14 protein-coding genes are annotated in these 20,889 nt (G+C 72.1%); 12 read left to right on the top strand and 2 right to left on the bottom strand.

Going from position 1 to position 20,889, the window contains the following annotated elements:
* Positions 1-112: 112 nt before the first annotated feature.
* Positions 113-337, bottom strand: a complete 225-nt coding sequence (locus HUV60_RS21865; protein WP_257848932.1) for a tautomerase family protein — start codon at positions 335-337, stop codon at positions 113-115.
* 68 nt (positions 338-405) lie between these two features.
* On the bottom strand, positions 406-4,263 hold the full coding sequence (locus HUV60_RS21860) for a non-ribosomal peptide synthetase family protein (protein ID WP_269441218.1): 3,858 nt from the start codon (positions 4,261-4,263) through the stop codon (positions 406-408).
* Between the two features lie 414 nt (positions 4,264-4,677).
* On the opposite strand from HUV60_RS21860, the gene HUV60_RS21855 reads away from it, so the two are divergent.
* From HUV60_RS21855 to HUV60_RS21800, 12 genes are all read left to right on the top strand, one after another.
* Positions 4,678-4,977 carry a chorismate mutase family protein gene (locus HUV60_RS21855; RefSeq protein ID WP_257848931.1) on the top strand — a complete coding sequence of 100 codons (300 nt, stop codon included), beginning with the start codon at positions 4,678-4,680 and terminating at the stop codon, positions 4,975-4,977.
* A complete protein-coding gene (pabB, locus tag HUV60_RS21850) occupies positions 4,974-7,049 on the top strand; it encodes an aminodeoxychorismate synthase component I (protein ID WP_257848930.1) in 2,076 nt (691 codons plus the stop codon). Before HUV60_RS21855 ends, pabB begins: the two co-directional genes overlap by 4 nt.
* The gene (locus tag HUV60_RS21845; RefSeq protein ID WP_257848929.1) at positions 7,046-7,921 is read left to right on the top strand and encodes a prephenate dehydrogenase/arogenate dehydrogenase family protein; all 876 of its coding nucleotides are present in this window, start codon (positions 7,046-7,048) and stop codon (positions 7,919-7,921) included. The genes pabB and HUV60_RS21845 overlap by 4 nt, the downstream gene beginning before the upstream one ends.
* Before the next feature lie 17 nt (positions 7,922-7,938).
* Positions 7,939-9,615, top strand: a complete 1,677-nt coding sequence (locus HUV60_RS21840; RefSeq protein WP_042170904.1) for a class I adenylate-forming enzyme family protein — start codon at positions 7,939-7,941, stop codon at positions 9,613-9,615.
* On the top strand, positions 9,612-10,235 hold the full coding sequence (locus HUV60_RS21835; RefSeq protein WP_257848928.1) for a DsbA family protein: 624 nt from the start codon (positions 9,612-9,614) through the stop codon (positions 10,233-10,235). Before HUV60_RS21840 ends, HUV60_RS21835 begins: the two co-directional genes overlap by 4 nt.
* An 83-nt stretch (positions 10,236-10,318) precedes the next feature.
* A complete protein-coding gene (locus tag HUV60_RS21830; protein WP_257848927.1) occupies positions 10,319-12,904 on the top strand; it encodes an ATP-grasp domain-containing protein in 2,586 nt (861 codons plus the stop codon).
* Positions 12,901-14,151 carry an MFS transporter gene (locus HUV60_RS21825; protein WP_257848926.1) on the top strand — a complete coding sequence of 417 codons (1,251 nt, stop codon included), beginning with the start codon at positions 12,901-12,903 and terminating at the stop codon, positions 14,149-14,151. Before HUV60_RS21830 ends, HUV60_RS21825 begins: the two co-directional genes overlap by 4 nt.
* Positions 14,148-15,353, top strand: a complete 1,206-nt coding sequence (locus HUV60_RS21820) for an ATP-grasp domain-containing protein (RefSeq protein WP_042170911.1) — start codon at positions 14,148-14,150, stop codon at positions 15,351-15,353. The genes HUV60_RS21825 and HUV60_RS21820 overlap by 4 nt, the downstream gene beginning before the upstream one ends.
* Before the next feature lie 15 nt (positions 15,354-15,368).
* The gene (locus tag HUV60_RS21815; protein ID WP_257848925.1) at positions 15,369-16,316 is read left to right on the top strand and encodes a PLP-dependent cysteine synthase family protein; all 948 of its coding nucleotides are present in this window, start codon (positions 15,369-15,371) and stop codon (positions 16,314-16,316) included.
* The gene (locus HUV60_RS21810; protein ID WP_257848924.1) at positions 16,313-17,581 is read left to right on the top strand and encodes an MFS transporter; all 1,269 of its coding nucleotides are present in this window, start codon (positions 16,313-16,315) and stop codon (positions 17,579-17,581) included. Before HUV60_RS21815 ends, HUV60_RS21810 begins: the two co-directional genes overlap by 4 nt.
* 33 nt (positions 17,582-17,614) lie before the next feature.
* Positions 17,615-20,119, top strand: coding sequence for an ATP-grasp domain-containing protein (locus HUV60_RS21805; RefSeq protein ID WP_257848923.1), 2,505 nt, complete (start codon positions 17,615-17,617; stop codon positions 20,117-20,119).
* On the top strand, positions 20,116-20,889 hold the full coding sequence (locus tag HUV60_RS21800; protein ID WP_042170918.1) for a hypothetical protein: 774 nt from the start codon (positions 20,116-20,118) through the stop codon (positions 20,887-20,889). Before HUV60_RS21805 ends, HUV60_RS21800 begins: the two co-directional genes overlap by 4 nt.

Raw genomic sequence — 20,889 nt, 5'->3', positions numbered from 1 at the left:
GGCAGGGGGCGGGCAGCGTGGCCGCCCCCTGCCCGTGAAGGCAACGCCCCGGTGGGAAACGCCCTGCGCGGGCCGGGACGCCCCGGCGGCGCGGGGCGTCCCGGCCCGCGCTTCAGTAGTTCGGCAGCTTGTGGAGCAGTTCGCGCCGCTCCATCACCTCCGGGCGGTAGACGCGCTCGTTCCACTCGGAGGGGTCGACGGGCTCCAGGGCGATCGACACGGCGTCCTCGGTACAGCCGAGGTTCTCCATCAGCGCCGCGGTGATCGCGGCGACCAGGCGGGCCGACTGCTCCTCTCCGACCGGGGTGGGGAAGTGCTTGATGTTGACGTGCGGCATGAGGGTCTCCCTGTGCAGGTGTGAGGCGGTCCCGATGTGGCTGACACGGGCCTGTTGTTCGCGGCCGGTCAGCCCGTGGTGCCGAGGCCGGGGGCGACCAGGCGGGCCAGTTCGTCCACTCCGGGCTCGCGCAGGATGCCGTAGTGGTCGGCGGAGAGTTCATGGATCTGCGGCTCGGCTGCCGACCAGCCGGTGCTGCCGTCGAGGAACGAGGGGCCGTCGCCGGCCGCCTTCACGACGGTCACCGGTGCCTTGATCCGCCGGGACCGCAGCTCGGCGGAGGTGTGGGTGAACTCGTAGGTCTGCCGGACCACGGCGGTGATCCGGCAGACCAGCTCCCGGTCCAGGCCGTCGAAGTGCTCGACCATGTGGGAGACGAAGCTCTCTTCGTCCGTGGTGGCCCGCAGGCACGCCTCCAGGGCGGGCCCGGTGACAGCCCCCGCGAAGACCGAGTACAGGATGGTCAGGTAGGCCGGGTCGGTGTACGAGGCGCGGCCTCCGCCCACCGTGCGGAGCTTCGGCGAGCCAGGGGCGATCAGCAGCAGCCGGTCGACCCGGCGGCCGTCCCGCTCCAGCAGGTGGGCGGCCTCGAAGGCCACCCGTGCGCCGAAGGAGTAGCCGAACAGCGTGTACGGGCCGTCCGGCTGGGCCTCGGTGACGGCCCGCACGTCCCGCGCCGCCATCTCCGTGATGGTGGCGTACGGCTGCTCCCCGGTGTTGACACCGTGGGCCTGGATGCCGAGGAACGGACGGTCGGTGTCGAGCCGACGGGCCAGTGTCCGCAGGTTCATCGGGTAGCCGCCGAGGCCCGGCCAGCAGTAGACCGGCCGGCCGGAGCGGGCGGCGCCCAGCGGCACCAGTCGGGAGGAGGAGGTGCCCCGCTGCCCGTCGACCCGCCGGGCCAGTTCCTCGATGGTCGGGGACTCGAACAGCACCTGCAACGGCAGCGCGCAGCCGAACCGCCGGTTGATCCGGTGCACCAGCCCGACCGCGATCAGCGAGTTGCCGCCGCACTCGAAGAAGTCGTCCCCCACGGAGGCGGCCCGCTGCCCCGTCCCGGCCTGCCACAGGTCGCGGACGATCCGCTCGGTGGTGGTCCGCGGCGCGACGAAAGGCCGCTCCGAGGCCGCGAGTTCCGTCTCCGGCGACGCCTCCAGCGCCCGGAGGTCGACCTTCCCGTTGGCGGTCAGCGGAAGCCGGTCCATGACCACCAGACGGTTGGGCACCATGTAGTCGGGCAGGAGCTCCACCAGGTCGGCCCTGATCATCTCGGTCGGTCCCCGCATGTGCACGCTGTCCTCGCGCATGCCCTGGTGGGCGAGCTGCTCGGCGCTGACCCGGCCGCCGACGAAGAAGTACGAGGGGCCCGTGGGCCGCCCACCGGCCCGCAGCACGGCTTCCATCCGCTTGGCGGCGGGCAGGTCGTGGCCGGTCCTGGAGCTGTACCCGGAGGACATGAACCCGAAGCCGGCGCCGTTCATCTGCAGCTGCTGGAGTCTGCGTCCCAGGTCCAGGTAGGAGCGCGGGTTCTCCGGGCCCGGACTGACCACCGTGATGCCGAACGCGGCGCGCTCGTACACCTGCTGGTTGATGGCGATCACGTGGCGCTTGAGCACCAGTTCGTCCGCGATCCGCTCCAGTGCGCCGCCGGTGTACCGGTACTGGCCGGCCGTCATGCCGGGTACCCGGCCGGGGTGGACCTGCAGGTACACGTCCACCGGGACGTCCGGGCGGTCGGCGTGGAACGGGACCAGGTCGAAGGCCCCCAGGTAGTGGTCCTCCTCGGCGCAGTGCAGGCGGTGCATCGCCTCGGGCGTGTACGGGGCCGCGGCGACGTCCAGACCGTACGCGGGGAGCACCTCCTCCAGCAGGCCGACCATGTGTCCGGCCTCGATCTCCAGGACCTCCTGGACGTTGTTGCGGTACACCGGCTCGATCGCCCGCCGCCGGCCCGCGAAGTGGAAGCGGATCCCGGGCCCGCTCCCCCGCCCGTCCCCGGCCTCGATCAGGTACAGCCGGTGCTCCACCGGGTGGTAGTACCAGTGGCCGGGTGCCAGACCGGCGCAGCCGTCCGGGCCGGCGATCTCCAGGTACAGCTGGGTGGCGTACAGCGAGCCGGGCGAGGCGTAGCCGTACTTGGGCAGCAATCGCTCGTCACTGGTGTACTGGCCGAAATAGCGTAGAACGGAGCCGAGTTCGACCGCCTTCAGATGTTCGGGCCGTCGCGGGGCGGCGCCGGCGGTGCGGGCGGCCAGCAGGGCGAGCAGATCCTCGGGGCGGGTGTCGTCGCCCTCGTAGAAGCGGTAGGTCTTGCGGGCGAACACCCGGCGGCGCTGCTCGGCGGTGGGGGTGCGGCCGGGCAGGTCGACGCAGCGGCGGCCGGCCAGGTCGGTGGTGTCACGACAGCCGCCGCCGGAGAGCTGGGCGCGCACCTGCAACCGGCCGGCCTTGGAGACGTGGTGCCGGTCGTGGTCGCCCTGGTCCATCAGGACGGCCTCGCGCGGGCTGAGTTCGATGCAGGCCACCAGATTCTGCTGTCCGGTCGCGGGGTCGTCCTTGACCAGCACGGCGGCGTTCCTGACCCAGTCGTGGGCCTCGATGGCGAGCCGGATCTCGTCCGGTTCGACCCGGTAGCCGCGCAGCTTCACCTGCCGGTCCACGCGGCCGCCGAACCGGTAGTCGCCGTGCTTCCGGTGGACCAGGTCGCCGGTGCGGTACAGCACGGCGTGCGCGGGGTCGGTGGAGAACGGGTTGTCCAGAAAGCGTTCGGCGGTCAGGTCGGGGCGGTGCAGGTAGCCGCGGGCGACCTGCACGCCGCTGATGTACAGTTCGCCGGCCGCACCGGGGGGGACCGGCTCCATCCGCTCGTCCAGCACGTGGAAGGCCAGACCGTCCACGGGGGTGCCGATCGGGATGCCGGACGGGCCGTCTGCGACCGACGACGGATCCACGGTGCGGGCGGAGGCGTTGATGGCGCACTCGGTGGGCCCGTAGAGGTTGACCAGTTCGCACTTGTGCAGGGTCTCCACGAAGCGCTGCGCGAGCCGCCGGGACAGTGTCTCCCCACCGCAGAAGACCTGGGTCAGCGAGTCGCACTCGGGCAGCCGGTCGGTGTCCAGCAGCGCCTGGAGCAGGGTCGGCACACACTGCAGGGCGCTCACGTCGTGCCGGACGACGGTGTCGACCAGGGCTTCGGGGTCGCGGTACGCGCCAGGCCCGGCGAGCACGATCCGGCTGCCGAGGCACGGTGCCAGGACCTCCCACTGAGCGGCGTCGAAGCTCATCGGTGTCTTCTGCAGCACGGTGGTGGACGGGCCCAGCCCGTAGGTCCGGCCCAGCCAGCGCATCTGGTGCGCGATGCTGCAGTGCTCGACCATCACGCCCTTGGGCCGGCCGGTGCTGCCCGAGGTGTAGATGACGTAGGCGAGGGCGCCCGGCGCCGGGGAACCGGCCGGGCCGTCCCCGGCGGCGCGGGGGCCGGTGGCCGCGTCGGCCGGGGTGAGGATGACGGTGCCGGGTGGCGCGAGGGCGGCGAGCCGGTCCCGGAGCGGCTCCTCGGTGAGCAGCACCGGGGCTCGGGAGTCCTCGGCCATCGCGCGGATCCGCTCGTCCGGGTAGTCGGGCGACAGGGGGAGGTAGGCGGCGCCGGCGAACAGGACACCCCAGACGGCGACCGGCAGGGCGGTGGAGGGTCCGAGGAAGATGCCGACGCGGTCGTCCCGGCGCAGTCCCAGGTCTTCCAGTGCGGTCGCCAGCTGCGTGGCCCGCCCGACGAGTTCCGCGAAAGTGAGGGTCTCGTTCCGGTACTCCACCGCTATGTCGTCGGGGCGAATCCGGGCCTGCGCCGAAATCAGGTCGACGAGGCTCGGCGCTCCGCCCGTTCCTCGCTCCGGAACCTCCGGCACGCCCTCGGTCAGGATTTCCACAGAACCCCCCGTTCAAATGAATCCTCATGCGCAGAGCAAATCGAACTATGAGTTCCTCTCGGGCTTTTTGGCAAGCAGCCGCGAGACGGGTGTCCGATCGCCCACCCAGACATGTCGGCACACATTTCCGCAAACAGTGCGCGAAGCAGCCGGGGGCACTGGCCGTCGACAGCGATTCCCGGCCTGTCCGACGCACGGATTCACCCCGCCGCACCCTCCCGGCCACCCGAAACAAGGGCGATTTGTGTTTTTTTTGCGGGTATGAACCCTGGAATTTCGCGCACTGCGTCAATCCGAACCATGGCGACCGTGGCATCGGCGAAGGGCGGACGGCAGAGTCATGGCCGTCAGCGGGGCGCCAGCTGAGGTCTTTTCCGGCGCTTTCAGAAGAGGCTCCAAACAAGGGGGAAGCCCGTGCTGGATAATCCGGCGGACGATGGAATCGAAACCCTCCGGGCGAAGCTCGACAGCATTGACCTGCGTTTCCTCGAGGAACTGCGCGCTCGCATCGAGACCTGTGTGGAAATCGCGCACTACAAGCGCGAGAACGATGTCCGGATGATGCAGCCGCACCGGATCAAGCTCGTCCAGGAGCGCGCCGCCCGGTTCGGCGAGGAGCACGGGATCAGCCAGGACTTCCTGCGCCGCCTCTACGACCTGATCATCGAGGAGACCTGCCGGGTGGAGGACGTGGTCATCGGGGTCGCACCGTGAGAACCCTGCTGATCGACAACTACGACTCCTTCACCTACAACCTGTACCAGCTGCTCGGCGAGACCAACGGCCGCCCGCCGGTGGTGGTGAAGAACGGCACCGACTTCTCCGATCTGCGTTTCGAGGACTTCGACGCGGTCGTGGTCTCCCCCGGGCCGGGCCGCCCCGACCGGGAGCGGGACTTCGGCATCAGCCGGCGCGCGATCCTGGAGAGCGGCCTGCCGGTGCTCGGCGTCTGCCTCGGCCACCAGGGCATCTGCCACCTGTTCGGCGGCGAGGTCGTCCACGCGCCGGAGCCGATGCACGGACGGGTCTGCCCGGTGCTCCACAGCGGCACGGACATCTTCGCCGGCCTGCCCAGCCCCTACGACGTGGTCCGCTACCACTCGCTCGCGGCCGGCCGGCTCCCCGACGAACTGGAAGCCCTCGCCTGGACCGAGGACGGTGTGCTGATGGGCGTGCGTCACCGGACGCGGCCGATCTGGGGTGTCCAGTTCCACCCGGAATCCATCAGCAGCCAGTACGGCCGCGAGCTGCTCGCCAACTTCCGCGACCTGGCGATGGCGCATCACGCCGTGCAGCGGTGCGAGCCCCGCTACACGGTGCACGTGCGCAGGCTGGACGTCGAACCGGAGGCCGAGTCGGCCTACCGCGAGCTGTTCACCGACCACGACACCGCGTTCTGGCTGGACAGCAGCAGTGTCATCGACGGGCTGTCCCGGTTCAGCTTCCTCGGCGACGGCTCCGGCCCGCTGGCCGAGTACGTGACCTACCGGGTCCAGGACGGCACCGTCCGGATCACCCGACCCGGCCGCTCCGACGACGGCGACGAACTCGTCCAGCAGGGCTTCTTCGACTACCTGGACGGCCAGCTGCGGGTCCGCGCGGTCCCCCGGCCCGAGGGGCTGCCGTTCGACTTCAATCTCGGCTACGTCGGCTACCTCGGCTACGAGTTGAAGGCCGAGGCGGGCGCCCGGGCGGCACACAAGGCGGAGACCCCGGACGCCGCCGTGCTGTTCGCCGACCGGATGCTCGTGCTCGACCACGCCGAGGGCGCCGCCTACCTGCTGGCCCTGTCCGAGGGCGAGGAGCACGCCGCGGCCGTCGCCTGGCTCGACCGCACCGAGGCCGCCGTGTCGGCGCTGCCCAGGGCCGGTGGCGGGCCGCGCGGCGAGGCGGCCGGCTTCCTCGGCGTGGGCATGACCGACCCGCAGGCCGAACCGATCGTCGGGCTGCGGCACGACAATCAGGCCTACCTGGACCGGATCGCCGAGAGCCTGGAGGAGATCCGCAACGGCGAGACCTACGAGGTGTGCCTGACCAACGCGGTCACGCTCAAGGCCACGATCGATCCGCTGCGCACCTACGCGCACCTGCGGAAGATCTCGCCCGTACCGTACGGCGCGCTGCTCGACTTCCCCGGGGTGGCGGTACTGAGCGCCTCGCCGGAAAGGTTCCTGACCATCGGTACCGACCGGGTCGCCGAGTCCAAACCGATCAAGGGCACGCGCCCGCGCGGGGCCACCCCGGCCGAGGACGCGGCGCTGCGCGAGGACCTGCTCTCCCAGGAGAAGGACCGCGCCGAGAACCTGATGATCGTTGATCTGATCCGCAACGACCTGAACGTGGTCTGCGAGGTCGGCTCGGTACACGTGCCGGCCCTGTTCCACGTCGAGACCTACGCGCCGGTGCACCAACTGGTCTCCACCATCCGCGGCACCCTGCGGCCCGGGGAATCGGCGGTGTCCTGCGTGCGGGCGGCGTTCCCGGGCGGGTCGATGACGGGTGCCCCCAAGCTGCGCACGATGGAGATCATCGACCGGCTGGAGGACGGCGCCCGCGGCGTCTACTCCGGCTCGATCGGCTGGTTCGCGCTGAGCGGCGCGGCCGACCTGAGCATCGTGATCCGCACCCTGGTGGCGACCGAGGACCGGCTGGGCTTCGGCGTCGGCGGGGCGGTCATCGCCCTGTCGGACCCGGAGGAGGAGTACACGGAGACGGCCGTGAAGTCGCGTGCCATGGTCTCCGCCGTCCTCGCCACCGCGCTGGAGTCCGCCGGGGGCCACCCGTGATCCGGCGCTGTGTGGTGGTCGGCGGCGCCGGCGCGGTGGGCCGGCTGTTCGCCGAACGGCTGCTGGCCGGTGGCGCCCGGGTGGCGGTGGTCGACACCGTCGAACCGGGCACGGAACCCCCGGACACCCACTACGTGTGCGGGGACGTCACCGCCCTCGGCCCGCGGTTGGAGGCCGACCTCGGCCACGCCGACCTGGTGGTGCTCGCGGTGCCGGACTCCGTCGCGCTGGCGGCCGTCCCCGGTCTGGCCGGGGTGCTGCGGCCGGACGCGCTGCTGGTGGACACCCTGTCGGTCAAGCAGCCGATCACCGCGGCCGTCCGGGCCCATGCCCCGGCCGTGCAGGCGGTCGGCCTGAATCCGATGTTCGCCCCGGCCCTCGGCTTCGAGAGCCGCCCGGTGGCCGCCGTCGTGGTCAACGACGGGCCTCGGGTCGGCCACCTGCTGGAGCTGGTCGGCAGCTGGGGCGCCCGGGTGGTGCCGATGGACGCGGCCGAGCACGACCGGCTGGCCGCCGTGTCGCAGGCACTCACCCACGCCACCGTACTCGGCTTCGGGCTGGCCCTGACCCGGCTCGGCCCCGACCTGGGGAGGATCCGCGAGATCGCCCCGCCTCCGCACAACGCGCTGCTCGCCCTACTGGCCCGGATCAGCTCGGGCGCGCCCGCCGTGTACTGGGACGTCCAGGCCGCCCACCCGCAGGCCGCGGCGGTACGCAAGGAACTCGCCGAGGGAGTGCGCAGGCTCGCCGACCTGGTGGAGCACGGCTCCGAATCGGAGTTCGCCACCGTCCTCGGACAACTCCAGGACCAACTGGGCGAGCACCTCCCCCACTACCGCGACCTGTGCGCGCGGATGTTCACGTCACTCTGACAAGGAAGATGCATCCCATGGCAACGTTCGCCGCGACCGTCCTGACCCCGAAGCAGCGTGAGCAGCTGGCCGCCGACTCCACGGTGGGCGGTGGCAACCTCCTGCGGTCGGCCATCGCCGCCAACCCGCACCCCGAGCTGCCGTTCGTCCACTCCTACCGGGCGATCACCACCACCTCGGGCGAGCAGACCCACGACCTCAGCCTGAACGACATCGACGCACTGGCGCAGAGCTGGTCGGTGTACTACCTGACGCAGGGAGTGCGCCGGGGCGACCGGGTCGCGGTCTGGTTCGAGGACTCCTTCGCGTACTCGGTGCACTACTACGCGATCGCGCAGATCGGCGCCGTCGCCGTGCTGATCAACAGCAACGCCACCGGGTCGATCGCCCAGTCGCTGCTGGAGCAGACCGCCCCCGTGGGTCTGTACGCGGACCGGGAGCGGCTCGCGATGCTCGACACCGCACAGCTGCCGAGCATCGCCTGGACCGGCACCGCCGAGGAACTGCCCGCGCCGCCGGCCGCGCGGCTCGCCGAGAGCGACCGCTGGAACCATCACGCGGACGACCCGGTGGTAATCCTGCACTCCTCCGGCACCACCGGCCGCCCCAAGCCGACCATCCACACCCACAGCACCATCGTGGCCGGCCCCAAGTTCCGCCTGGTGGACCACACCGAGACGCCAGGCGCGCTGATGATGACCGCGCTGCCGCAGTCCCACCTGGGGTGTGTCGCCTACACCACGTACGCGGTGCTCGGCGGCACGCCGGTCGTGGCTCTGAGCGACCGCAAGGGCGCCGAGCTGGCCGCCGCGGTGGAGGAGTACCGGCCGACCTCGGTGATGTCCTTCGCGCATGGCTACGCCGAGCTGGCATCCGCCGACCTGAAGCCGGGTCAGCTCGACTCCGTGCAGGTGTGGGTGTCGATCGGTGACGCGGTGCATCGCGCGCACATCGACAAGGTGCTGTCGAACCGCAGCGCCGACCTGCCTCCGTCGGCGTTCTTCGACCGCCTGGGCACCACCGAGCTCGGCTGGGGCTGCCTGCTCCAGGTGCACACGCTGGACAACAAGCCGCACAACCGGTGCGCCGGCAAGCCGGTCGGCGTCGCCGAGGTGGCGGTCCTGCGCCACGACGGCTCGATCGCCGACACCGGCGAGGTCGGCCACCTGGCCGCCCGGGGCCCGGCGGTGACGCCCGGATACTGGGGCGACTCGGCCACCACGTACTCCTTCAAGCTGGCCGGCTACTGGATGCCCGGCGACATGGCGTACCGTGACGAGAACGGCGACTTCTACCTGGTGGACCGAGCGGCGGACGCCATCCACACCGCCCACGGGACCGGTTACTCGGTCTTCATGGAGGAGGTCGTGCTGCTCCAGGTGCCCGACGTCGAGGACGTCGCGGTGGTGGCCGGCCGGGACGGCGGCACCGTCGTGCCGGTCGCCGTGGTCACCGCCGCCGAGTCAGCGGAGCCGGCGAAGCTGCTGCTCCTCGCCAACGAGGCGCTGCGCGCCGCCGGCCACCCGGAACTGGGCTTCCTGGAGATCGCCGCTTCCGAGGCGGACTTCCCGGTGGGAGTTACCGGAAAGGTGCTGAAGCGTCAGCTCCGTGAGAAGTACGCTGTCTTGTCCGAGTACCGTCATTCAGCGCAGGGCAAGTCCTTCGCCGCAGCCCCCACCGGAGACGCCGCGTGACCAGCAGCACCACCCAGACCACGAAAGTCGACTTCTACTTCGACCCCGCCTGCCCCTTCGCCTGGATCACCTCCCGGTGGATGCTGGAGGTCGAGCGTCAGCGCGACGTCGAACTGCGTTTCCACGTGATGAGCCTCTACTTCCACAACGAGGGCAACGAACTCCCGGACTGGTACCGCACGCTCGTCGACAAGTCGATCGGCCCGGTCCGGGTGGCCGCGGCGGCTGCCGCGCACCACGGCCCGGAGGTGCTGCGGGACCTGTACACCGCGTACGGAACCCGGATCCACGAGAAGAAGATGACAGACCTCGACGAGGTCGTCGCCGAATCCCTCGCCGAGCTGGACCTGCCCGCCGAGCTGGCCGCCGCGGCCCACGACCCCGCGCACGACGAGGCCGTGCGGGTCAGCCACGACGCCGGCAAGGACCCCGAGGCGGGCGGTTACGTCGGCACGCCGACGATCCATGTGGACGGCACGGTCTGGTTCGGTCCGGTGCTCCGCGCGATCCCGCGCGGCGAGAAGGCGGCCGAGCTCTTCGACAGCTTCCGGGTGCTCGCCGGCCACCCCGACCTGTTCGAGCTGAAGCGCACCCGCACCGGCGGCCTCGACTACAGCTGACCCGCTCCCGCGCGAACCCCTCGTGCGAACCGTTCCTGTCCGGGGAGCGGTTCGCGCCCATGCGAATGGACGGAAACAGACTGATGGACACTCAGACGGCTCCCGGGGAGCGGCCGGACGCCTTTGTACTCACCGGGTCGTTCCTGGTGGTCTGCCGGGCGCCGCTCTACCTGGCGGAACTGGCCCGCCGCGGCCTGAAGATCCTGCTGATCACCCCCTCCTCCTGGCGCGAGGACGCACTGGGCGCCGCCAAGGACCCCGACCACCCGGCGTACGTGATCGACGAGGTCGCCTTCGTCGACGGCGACGTGGGCCGCGAGAACTCGTACCTGCCCGGAGTCGTCTCGGCCGCCCGGCGCTGGCGCGACGCCTACCGCATCGTCGGCGCCTACGCGGTCGGCGAGACCCAGGTCGAACCGACCGGTCTGCTCGCCGACGCGCTGGGGCTGCGCACTCCGGGCCTGCGGGCCACCCGGGCGTGCCGCAGCAAGTACCTGCAGCGCTGGTACCTCCCGGAGTTCAGCCCGGTGTCGCTGACCGTGCCGCCCGACGGCCGCGGGGCCTTCGACCCGGCCTCCGTCCGTTACCCGGCGGTGGTCAAACCCACCGGCCGGCACTCGAGCTCGGGCGTGGAGACGGTGACCGGTCCAAACGCCCTGCCGACGCTGCTGCGCTCGTACCCCGAGCACGAGACCGTCCTCGTCGAGGAGAAGGTCGAGGGCCAGGAGTACTCCGTGGAGAGCCTGGTGCAGGACGGCCGGACCGTCTTCTCCTCAGCCACCCGCAAGGCCACCACCGACTCCCACGCCCACACCTTCGTCGAGCTCTCGCACACCGTGCCCAGCGACCAGCCGGAGGCCGACCCGGTGCTGCTGGACGCCAACCGGCGGATGCTGGAGGCACTCGGCTTCCAGGACGGCGTCGCCCACTCCGAGTGGCGGATCGGCGCCGACGGCCGGGCGTACCTGATGGAGGTCGCCGCCCGCACCCCCGGCGACGGGCTGTGCATCCTGTACGAGCTCGCCACCGGTGCGCCGCTGGAGCCGGAGATCGTGCGGATCGCGCTCGGCGAGCAGGCCTCGTACCCGAAGCCGACCCGGGCCGCCCGGCAGGTCTACCTGGAGCACGTGCCCGGCGTGCTGGCCGACGTCCGGGTGCGGGGCTTCGACGTGGAGCCGGTGTGGGTCGGAGAGGGCGGCCTGTGGCCCGCCGTCGGACCGGCCTCGCCCGCCGACCCCCCGACCCTGCGCGCGGTCCTGGTGCACCACGACCGCGGGACCGGGCTCGGCCCGCTGCGCAGCTCCGAGGACCGGGCCGTCTCCTTCTTCATCGACGCGCCCACCGTCGCCGAGCTGGACCTGCTGGAGAGCCGGGTACGGCGCGCCGTCACCGTCCACACCGTCCCGGCGGTCCCGGACACCGTGACCCACGTCCTGGTCGGCTACAGCCCCGTCATGCTGGCCAAGCTGGACGAACAGCTGCCGGCCGACTCGGTGCTGGTCCTGGAGGAGCCGGCCGTCATCGAGGCCCGCGGCATCACCGCGCTCGCTGAACGGCACCCTTGCGTCGCGGCCCTGTTCCCGGCGCCCAGCCAGGACGAGGCCGACCCTCACCGCGTGGTCGGGGCCGTGCCCCGCCCGGTGGGCGTCCGTGCCGTGGTCCCCGTGGTGGAGTACGGCGTGGTGGTCGCCGCCGCGCTCGCCGAGGCCTGGGGCCTGCCCGGTGCGGGCCTGGAGGCGGCCCGCGTGCTGCGCGACAAGGGCCTGCTGCGCGCCGCCGTGGCCGGCAGCGGCATCGCCCAGCCCGACTGGGCCGTGGTCGAACACGCCGGGCAGGTCGCCGACTTCCGCGCCGCCCACGGCGGGCAGTGCGTGCTCAAGCCGGCCGGCCGCCAGGCCAGCCTGGGCGTGCGGCTGCTCGGCCCCGCGGACGACGTCGCCGAGGCCTGGGCCCGGACCACCGCCGCCGACGAGCCGGCGCTGCGGGCCCAGTACGAGGACACCGCCCGGTTCCTGGTGGAGCAGCGGCTGTCCGGGCCCGAGGTGAGCGTCGAGGCCGTGGTCCACGAAGGCGAGGTCGGCTTCACCAACATCACCGCCAAGCTGGTGCAGGACAACGGCCACCCGGTGGAGACCGGTCACACCGTGCCCGCCGACCTGCCGCCCTCCCTCGCGGACGCGCTGCGCGAGGCGGTGGTCCGTCTGGCGGGCGCGGTCGGCTTCCGCTCCGGGGTGCTGCACTGCGAGTGGATCCTGGTCGACGGCACCCCGTACCTGGTCGAATGCGCCGGCCGACTGCCGGGCGGCGGCATCACCGTGCTGATCGACCTCGCCTACGACACCGACATCCTGCGCAACCTGTTGCAGGTGCTCACCGGCGCCGGGCCGGTCGGCCCCCTGCCCCGTCGGCGCGCCGCCGCCGTACGGTTCCTGATCGCCCGTCCGGGCCTGGTGGAGTCCGTGACCGGCGCCGCCGAGGCGCAGGCCGCACCGGGCGTCGCCGAGCTGCATCTCCCGGTCGCCCCCGGCGCCACCGTCCACAGCGCCACCAGTTCCTGGGAGCGGGCCGGACTGGTCATCACCACCGGCGCGGACGTCGCCGAGGCGGGCCGCCGGGCCGAGCACGCGCTGTCCCTGGTCGGCGTACGAACCGTTGGAGGCACGCGATGAGGCTGCCCTCTCCGAGGGAATACGTACCGGCCACTCCGGCCGGGCGTTCCTTCGCCGTCACCTCGCTGATCAACGCCATCGGCACCGGCCTGTACCTGGCCGGCTCCGCGGTCTTCTTCGTCCGCTCGGTCGGCCTGACGAGCGCGCAGGTGGGCCTCGGCCTGGCGTTGTCGGGGGCGGTCGGCTTCCTCACCACGGTGCCCATCGGAGCACTCGCCGACCGGCTCGGCGCCAAGCCGACCCTGGTGGCGCTCCAGTTGTGGCGGGCCGGCGGGTTCGTCGCGCTGGCCTTCGCCCAGGGCATGGTGAGTTTCACGGTGATCTCCTGCTGCCTGGCGGCGGCGGAGGCCGCCACACAGCCGATGACCCAGGCGGTCGCCTCGGCCACCACCGAGGGCACCGACCGCACCCGCACGATGGCGATCATCCGCACCGTACGCAACGTCGGCTTCTCGCTGGGCGCCCTGCTGGCCGCACCGCTGTTGGCCGCCGACCATGTCTGGACGTACCGGGGTATCGTGCTCGGCACCGCCGCGGCGTTCGTGGTGTCCGCCGCGATGCTGTCCCGGGTGCGCGCCGCCACCGCGGCCACCGTCCAGAAGAAGGTGAACCCCCTCGCCGCGCTGCGCGACTTCCGCGACTGGCGGTACCTGCTGCTGACCGCCCTCAACGGGGTGCTCAACCTGCACACCACCATCCTGTCGGTCGGCATCTCGCTGTGGACGATCCAGGCCACCGACGTGCCGGCCGAATTCCTGCCGGTGCTGATCCTGATCAACACCGTGATGTCGATCGTGCTCCAGGTGCCGGTCTCCCGGCTGGTGGACCGCGAGGGCGGGGCCGAGCGGGCGCTGCGCAGGGGCGGGTTCGCGCTGACGGCGTGCTGCCTGGCGCTCGCCCTGACCACGGCCCCGTCCTCGGTGCTGGTGGCCGGCGCGGTGCTGCTGGCGGCCTGCGTGCTGCTCACCTTCGGCGAGATGTGGCAGGCCGTCGGCGGCTGGGAGCTGAGCTACGATTTCGCGCCCGAGGACCGCAAGGGCGTCTATCTGTCGGTGTTCAGCCTCGGCAACGCCGGCCAACGGATCGTGGGTCCGGCGCTGATCGCGTCCGTGGTGATCGCGGCCGGCCCGGCCGGCTGGATCGCCCTGGCGGTGCTCTTCGCCGCCGCCGGGCTGCTGGTCGCCCCTGTCACCCGCATGCTGCGGACGGTCGCGCCGCATCCCGTGGAGAAGGAGGTGGCGTCGTGAGCGCCCCCAAGGACCTGTTGGTGGTCGGCGTCGGCACGATGGGCCGGCCCTACCTGGAGGCGGCGGCCCGGCTCGGCCTGCGGGTACGTGCCGTGGAGGCGGCGGCCGGCTGGGACGGCCGGCCGGTCGACCTCGCCGAGCGCTTCTACCGGGTCGAGGGCCATGAGGAGGAGGACTGGACGGCGGTGGTCGCCCGGGCCGTCGCCGACCGCGTACCGGACGGTGTGGTCTCCTTCGCCGAACCGCACGTGCTGGCCGGCGCGCTGGCGCAGGAGCGGCTCGGTCTGCCCGGGCCGTCGCTGCACGCCGCGGTGGTCTCCCGCAACAAGGCGCTGCAGCGCGCCGTCTTCGCTTCCCGCGGCGTCCGGCAGCCCGAGCACCTGCTGGTGCCGGACGTGACCGAGGCCCGGACCTGGATGCTGGAGCGGCTGCCCGTGGTGGTCAAGCCGCTCACCGGGGCCGGCAGCGAGGGCGTCGAACTGGTCCGCACCGCCGAGGAGGCGGCCGAGGTCCGCACCCGCCGCTCGGGCGAGGGCAAGGTGCTGGTCGAGGAGGCCATCGAGGGGCCGGAGTTCAGCTGGGAGGCGCTGGTCCGCGACGGCGAGGTGCTGTTCGAGAACGTCACGGCCAAGGAGACCACCCCGCCGCCGTACTTCGTCGAGCTCACCCACCGCTGCGCCCATCACTTCGAGGACGACGAACTGGGCTCTCAGGTACACACGTTGACCCGGGGCGTGCTGAGCGCCGTCGGCATGCGGACCGGGCTGGCGCACCTGGAGTTCAAGGTCGACCGGCGCGGCCCGGCGCTGATGGAGATCGCGGTGCGCACCCCGGGCGACTACCTGCCCGACGCGGTCGGCCTCGCCTACGGCTTCGACCTGTACGAGGCCGTGATCCGGCTGGCGCTCGGGCTGCCCGTCGACGAGCTGGTCCACACCTCTCCGGTCTCCTGGCCGGCCACCCACTTCCCGGCCGCGGCTCCCGGGACGATCACCGCGATCACGGGGGTCGAGGAGACCACGGCCCACCCGTCGGTGGTCCGGGTCCGGCTGCGCAAGCGGCCCGGCGACACCGTAATGCCGCTGACGTCCTCCTCCCGGCGGATGGGGCACGTGCTCGTCGACGCGCCCTCCCCGACCGAGCGTGAGGACGCGCTGAAGCACGTGCGAGAAACCCTGAACATCATCACCGAGCAGCGCTGAGCCCCGAGGTATCCGATGACCAACCCACTGGCCGTGGGGGTGACCGCCTCGTTCGAGGACCTGGTCGGCAACACCCCTCTGTTACGCCTTCGCATGGACGGCGTCCCGCAGGACGTGACCATTCTGGCCAAGCTGGAGGCTGCGAACCCGCTGTCCAGCGTCAAGGACCGCCCCGCCCGGCACATGTTCCGGGCCGCGGAGGCCTCCGGTGAGCTGGTGCCCGGAGCCACCGTCATCGAGTCCACCTCCGGCAACACCGGCATCGCGCTGGCCGCCCTGGCCGCCGCCCGCCGCCACCCCTGTCTGATCGTGCTTCCTGAGAACGCCTCCGGGGAAAGGATCCTGACGCTGCGGATGCTCGGCGCCGAGGTCGAGTTCACCGACCCGGCGCTGGGCTTCGCCGGCTGCGTCGAGCGCGCCGAGAAGCTGCACGCCGAGATCCCCGGCTCCTGGTACGCCCGGCAGCACGAGAACCCGGCCAACGTCCGGGCCCACTACGAGACCACCGGGCCGGAGATCTGGCGCGACACCGGCGGGCGGGTGGATGTCCTGGTCTGCGGGGTCGGTACCGGCGGCACCCTCACCGGGATCGCCCACTGCCTGCGCGAGCGCAACCCCGCGCTGCGCGTCGTCGCGGTCGAGCCGGAGGGCTCCCCGCTGCTGTCCGGCGGCGCCCCCGGCTCTCACCGCATACCCGGCCTGAACGGCGGCTTCACCAGCCCTGTCACCGACGTCGACTGCATCGACGAGGTGATCGTGGTCTCCGACGCGGACGCCGCCGCCACCACGCGGGCGCTGGCCGTCGGCAGCGGCCTGCTGGTGGGCGTCTCCTCCGGCGCCGCCGCGCACGCCTGCCGCGAACTGACGCGCCGCCACGATCTGTCCGGGGCGACCGTCGTCACCGTTTTCCCCGACAGCGGAGAGCGCTACCTGAGCTGGTGGCCGTCGGAGGAAGGGCCGTGAAGTTCAGCGAACTCCACCGCAACCTCAAGCTGCGGATCGGCGTCGGCTTCTTCCAGCGGTTCTTCGACATCATGCTGGTCCCGCTGATGGTCATCCACTTCTCGCACCTGTACGGTGCGGCCACCGCCGGCCTGATGACCCTGGTCGTCGCGGTGGCGACGGTGGGATGCACCCTGGTCGGCGGGCACCTGTCCGACGTGTACGGCCGCCGCAGGGTCCTGATGGCCGGCGAGATCGGCGTCTTCCTCTCGTACATCGGCCTCGCCCTGGTCAACTCGCCGATGCTGCAATCCGGTCCGGCGACCTACGTGCTGTATCTGGGCGCCGCCTGCATGGCGGGCATCGCGCTGCCCGCCAACGAGGCGATGATCGTGGACGTCTCCACCCCGGAGAGCCGCACCGCCGTCTACACGATCAACTACTGGGTGATCAACGTCGCCTTCATGCTCGGCTCGCTGGTCGGCGGCTTCTTCTACGGCGGGTACTTCTTCCAGCTGCTGACCGCGGCCGCGATCGCCACCGGGGGGATCTTCCTGGCGACCTTCCTGGCGCTGTCCGAGACCGCGCCGCCCGAGGCAGCGCAGAATCCCCGCGGGGTGCGACCGGCCCTGCGCGGCTACCTGGCGGTGGCCCGCGACCGGGTGTTCCTGCGGCTCGTCCTGGCGGCCCTGCTGGTCTGGTCCGTGGAGGTCCAGATCTCCTCCTACCTCGCGGTCCGGCTCGGCTCCGACTTCCCCGAGCAGCAGCTGCTGTCGCTGGGCTCCTGGCAGGTGACCGTCGACGGCGTCAACGTGCTGGGCATCCTGCGGGCCACCAACACCCTGCTCGTCGTGGTCTGCGGCCTGTGGATGGGCAAGCTGCTCGGACGCCTCGACGAGCGGCTGCGCCTGGTGACCGGAGTGGTGGTCTTCACCGCCGGCTACATGGCCTGGGCGATCGGCGACAACGTCTGGCTGATGATCGCGGCGGCCGTCGTGGTCACGCTGGGGGAGCTGATGAACCAGCCCGTCAACCAGACCCTGCTGGCCTCCCTGGTGCCCGCCGAATCCCGCACCAAGTACATGGCTGCCTACGGACTGCACGTGCGGCTCGGCTACATGGTCGGCTCGCTGTCGGTGATCCTCGGTTCGGTCGTCGACTCCTGGGTGATGGCCCTGCTGTACGCGGCCTTCGGAGCGGCCGCGATCCTGCTGTACCGGAACCTGTTCAAGATCCAGGACGCCCGCGCCACCACCGAGGAGCCGAAGGCCGAGGCCGGCGCATGACCCCCGTACCCGCCGTGAAAGGGATGGCCCGCCGTGGCTGAGCACACAGCGCCCGCGAACAACCGGTTGCTGATGGTGCAGCCGTACACCCAGTTCGTCGAGAAGGCGGTCGGCCTCGGCTTCGAGGTCTGGTCGATCTGGGACCCGACGCTCCAGCCGGCCTCCTACCTGCAGGGGGTCGAGAAGGTCTCCAAGGAGATGCTGTGGGTGGACTTCTCCGACGAGGCAGCGCTGCGCCGCCTGGTCCGGGAGAGCGCCCTCGCCCACGACGTCGGCTGTCTCCTGCACCTGGGCGAGGAGGCGACCATGGTGGCCGTCGCCGAGGAGGCCCAGACCCTCGGGCTGGCCCTCAACCCGCCGGAGGCGCTCCGTCGGCTCAACGACAAGGCGGTGCTGCGCGAGCTGCTCGCCGAGCACGGCCTGTCCCCCGTGCGCACCGCTGTCGCCGACACTCCCGACGAGGTGGCCTCTGTCCTGGCCGGCTTCGAGCTGCCTGTGGTGGTGAAGCCGACCCGTCTGCAGGGCAGCGCCGCGGTGCGCCTGGTGACCGGCCCCGACGGCCTCGACGCCTGGCGGCAGGAGCTGACCGGACACGCGTACCGGGGTCCGGTGCTGGTCGAGGAGTACCTGCGGGGACCTGAGTTCAGTGTCGAGACGCTCACCCACGAGGGCCGTCACCTGGTGGTCGGCATCACCGCGAAACGCAAGACGCCCGCCCCGGCGTTCGTGGAGACCGGTCACGTCTTCCCCGCCCCGCTGGCGGACGCCGACGCCGGGGCGATCGGCGAGCTGGTCACCGCGCTGCTGGACGCCGCCGGGTACCGGTTCGGCCCGGCGCACACCGAGGTCATCCTCACCGCCGACGGCCCGCGCGTGGTGGAGTCGCAGGCCCGGCTCGGCGGCGACCGGATCCCCGCGCTCATCCGGCTCGCCACCGGCTTCGACATCGAGGGCGCGATCCTCGATCTGCTGGTCGGCGGCGTTGCCGAGCCCGCACCGGCCGGGCGGACGGCCGCGATCTCGTTCTTCTCCTTCCCGCCGGGCAGGATCACCCGGCTGGAGGGCCTGGCGGAGATCGATGCGCTCCCCCACGTGCACGGCGTCCGGTTCCCGTTCGCCGAGGGCGATGTGCTGCCGCTGACCCGGCACTCCGGCTCGCGGCACGGCCACGTGATCGTGGCGGGCGGCACCGCCGAGGAGGCCGAACGGCTGGCCGCCGGGACGAAGGCGCTGCTGCGGGTGGAGACCGGATCCGCCGTCCTGAACGCCGTGCACGCGGCGCCCGCCGCGCCGATGCGGCCCGAGCGCACCCTGCTCCTGATCGGGCACCTCACCGAACCGGTGCGGACCGCCAAGGAGCTGGGGTTGAACGTGATCCTGATCCAGCACAAGGAGAAGTTCCAGCCGGAGCAGGCCGAGCTGGCCGATGTCACCCTGATCGCGGACTACACCGACTGGTCGGTGCTGGAGCCGCTCGCCCGGGCCGCCCACACCATCTGGAACTTCTCCGCGGCGCTGTCGCTCACCGAGCCCGGCCTCGAGCCCGCCGGCCGGGTGAACGACCTGTTCGGCCTCGGCGGTACCGGCTTCGAACCGGCCCGGCTGCTCCGCGACAAGCTCGCCATGCGCCGTCACCTCGCCTCGGTCGGCGCCCCCACGGTGGCCGCCGAGCCGCTCACCGACCGGGACAGCCTGGCCGCGTTCGGCGCCGCCCACGACTACCCGTTCGTGGTCAAGCCGGTGGACCTGACCGCCGGCTTCGCCCTGTTCAGGGTCACTGGTCCGCAGGACGTGGACGGGGTGTGGGAGCGGATCGGCGCGGCCCGCCGCACCGGCATGGACCGCGGCTCCACCATGTACGCGGTGGCCGGGTTCCTGATGGAGCAGTACATCGACGGACCCGAGTTCAGCGTCGAGGGCTTCAGCTTCCGCGGGCGCCACACCGTGGTCGCGATCACCGAGAAGCTGACCGACGGCGGGCACTTCGTGGAGCTCGGGCACGCCCAGCCGGCCCGGCTGGACCCGACGGACGAGGAGCGCATCGTCGCGGCCGTCGCCGAGTTCCTCGACGCGATCGGCATCACCGACGGGCCCAGCCACACCGAGCTGCGGCTCGGTTCGCGCGGCCCGCTGATCATCGAGGGCCACAACCGGCTCGGCGGCGACCACATCCCGGATCTGGTCCAGGCCGCCTACGGCGTCGATCTGACCCGCTATGCGCTCGCCTGGCCGTTCGGCCTGGTGGAGCCGATGACGGAACGTCCGAAGCCGGTCTCGGCGGGCTGTGTGCGCGGCATCGTCGGCCGACCCGGTCGGGTCACCGCGATCACCGGCGAGGACGAGTTGCGCGCCCACCCGTCGGTGCTCGCCCTCGATCTGGCTGCCCGGCCCGGCACGGTGGTCCGACCGATACAGGACAACTGGGACCGGCTCGGCCTGCTGGCCGTCACCGCTCCCGACACCGACGCGGCGGTCGCGCTCTGCGAGGAGCTGCTCGACACCGTGCTGACGGTGTCGATCGAGGACGACGTCCGATGACCCTGGTCGTCCTGGACCCGGACGGCCGGTATGCGGCCGACTGCCCCGGCTGGCTCGCCGGCGCCGGCCGGAGGCTGCATCTGGTCACCGGCCGGGCCGGCGTCCACCCGGGCTTCGCGCGGGTCACGGTGGTGGAGCGGTACGACCGCAGCACCACGGCCGAGCTGGCCGTACTGGATGCCGCCACCCGCACACCGGTACGAGCGGTGATCGCGCTCGCACCGGTGGACCAGGTGCGGGCGGCCGGCCTGCGCGAGCGGCTCGGCCTGCCCGGCCAGTCCCGGGAGGCCGCGCTGGCTCTCGCCGACTCGGTGGCGGCGCACGCGCTGCTGACCCGGGCCGGCATCGCCGCGTTCCCCCGGGCCGAGGTGCGGCGGGTCGCCGACCTGTACTGGTGGGCGCACCGGTGGGGCTACCCCCTGGTGATCCGGCCGCGCCGGGGCGCGCGTCGGCCGGTGATCGCCCGGCTGGCCGACGAGGCCGCACTGCGTGCCGCGGTGGCGAGCGGGCTGCTGCCCGCCGACCCGGCGGTGGTACCGAGCCTGACCGTCGAACCGACCGTCACCGGTGGGGTACGGCGCGACGCGGACCTGCCGCTCGCCGGCGTGCTGCCCGCCGACCCGGGTCACCCGTACGCGGTGGAGACCGTCCGCGGCCCGGACGGGGGCCGACTGGTGCACGCGGTGCGCTACGCCCCGGAGACCCGCCCGGCCCGCGAACTGGTGCGGGCCCAGGCCGGGACCGGCCCGCAGTCCTCGGAGGTGGTCTGA

The organism is Streptomyces sp. KMM 9044 (genome assembly GCF_024701375.2).
Lineage (GTDB): Bacteria > Actinomycetota > Actinomycetes > Streptomycetales > Streptomycetaceae > Streptomyces.
This window is presented reverse-complemented; position numbering and strand designations above follow the sequence as displayed.

What these genes read in the sequence shown, in the direction of transcription:
- HUV60_RS21865 (WP_257848932.1), bottom strand. Translation starts at nt 337, where the DNA reads ATGCCGCACGTCAACATCAAGCACTTCCCCACCCCGGTCGGAGAGGAG.
- HUV60_RS21800 (WP_042170918.1), top strand. Translation starts at nt 20,116, where the DNA reads ATGACCCTGGTCGTCCTGGACCCGGACGGCCGGTATGCGGCCGACTGC.
- HUV60_RS21815 (WP_257848925.1), top strand. Translation starts at nt 15,369, where the DNA reads ATGACCAACCCACTGGCCGTGGGGGTGACCGCCTCGTTCGAGGACCTG.
- HUV60_RS21825 (WP_257848926.1), top strand. Translation starts at nt 12,901, where the DNA reads ATGAGGCTGCCCTCTCCGAGGGAATACGTACCGGCCACTCCGGCCGGG.
- HUV60_RS21830 (WP_257848927.1), top strand. Translation starts at nt 10,319, where the DNA reads ATGGACACTCAGACGGCTCCCGGGGAGCGGCCGGACGCCTTTGTACTC.
- HUV60_RS21840 (WP_042170904.1), top strand. Translation starts at nt 7,939, where the DNA reads ATGGCAACGTTCGCCGCGACCGTCCTGACCCCGAAGCAGCGTGAGCAG.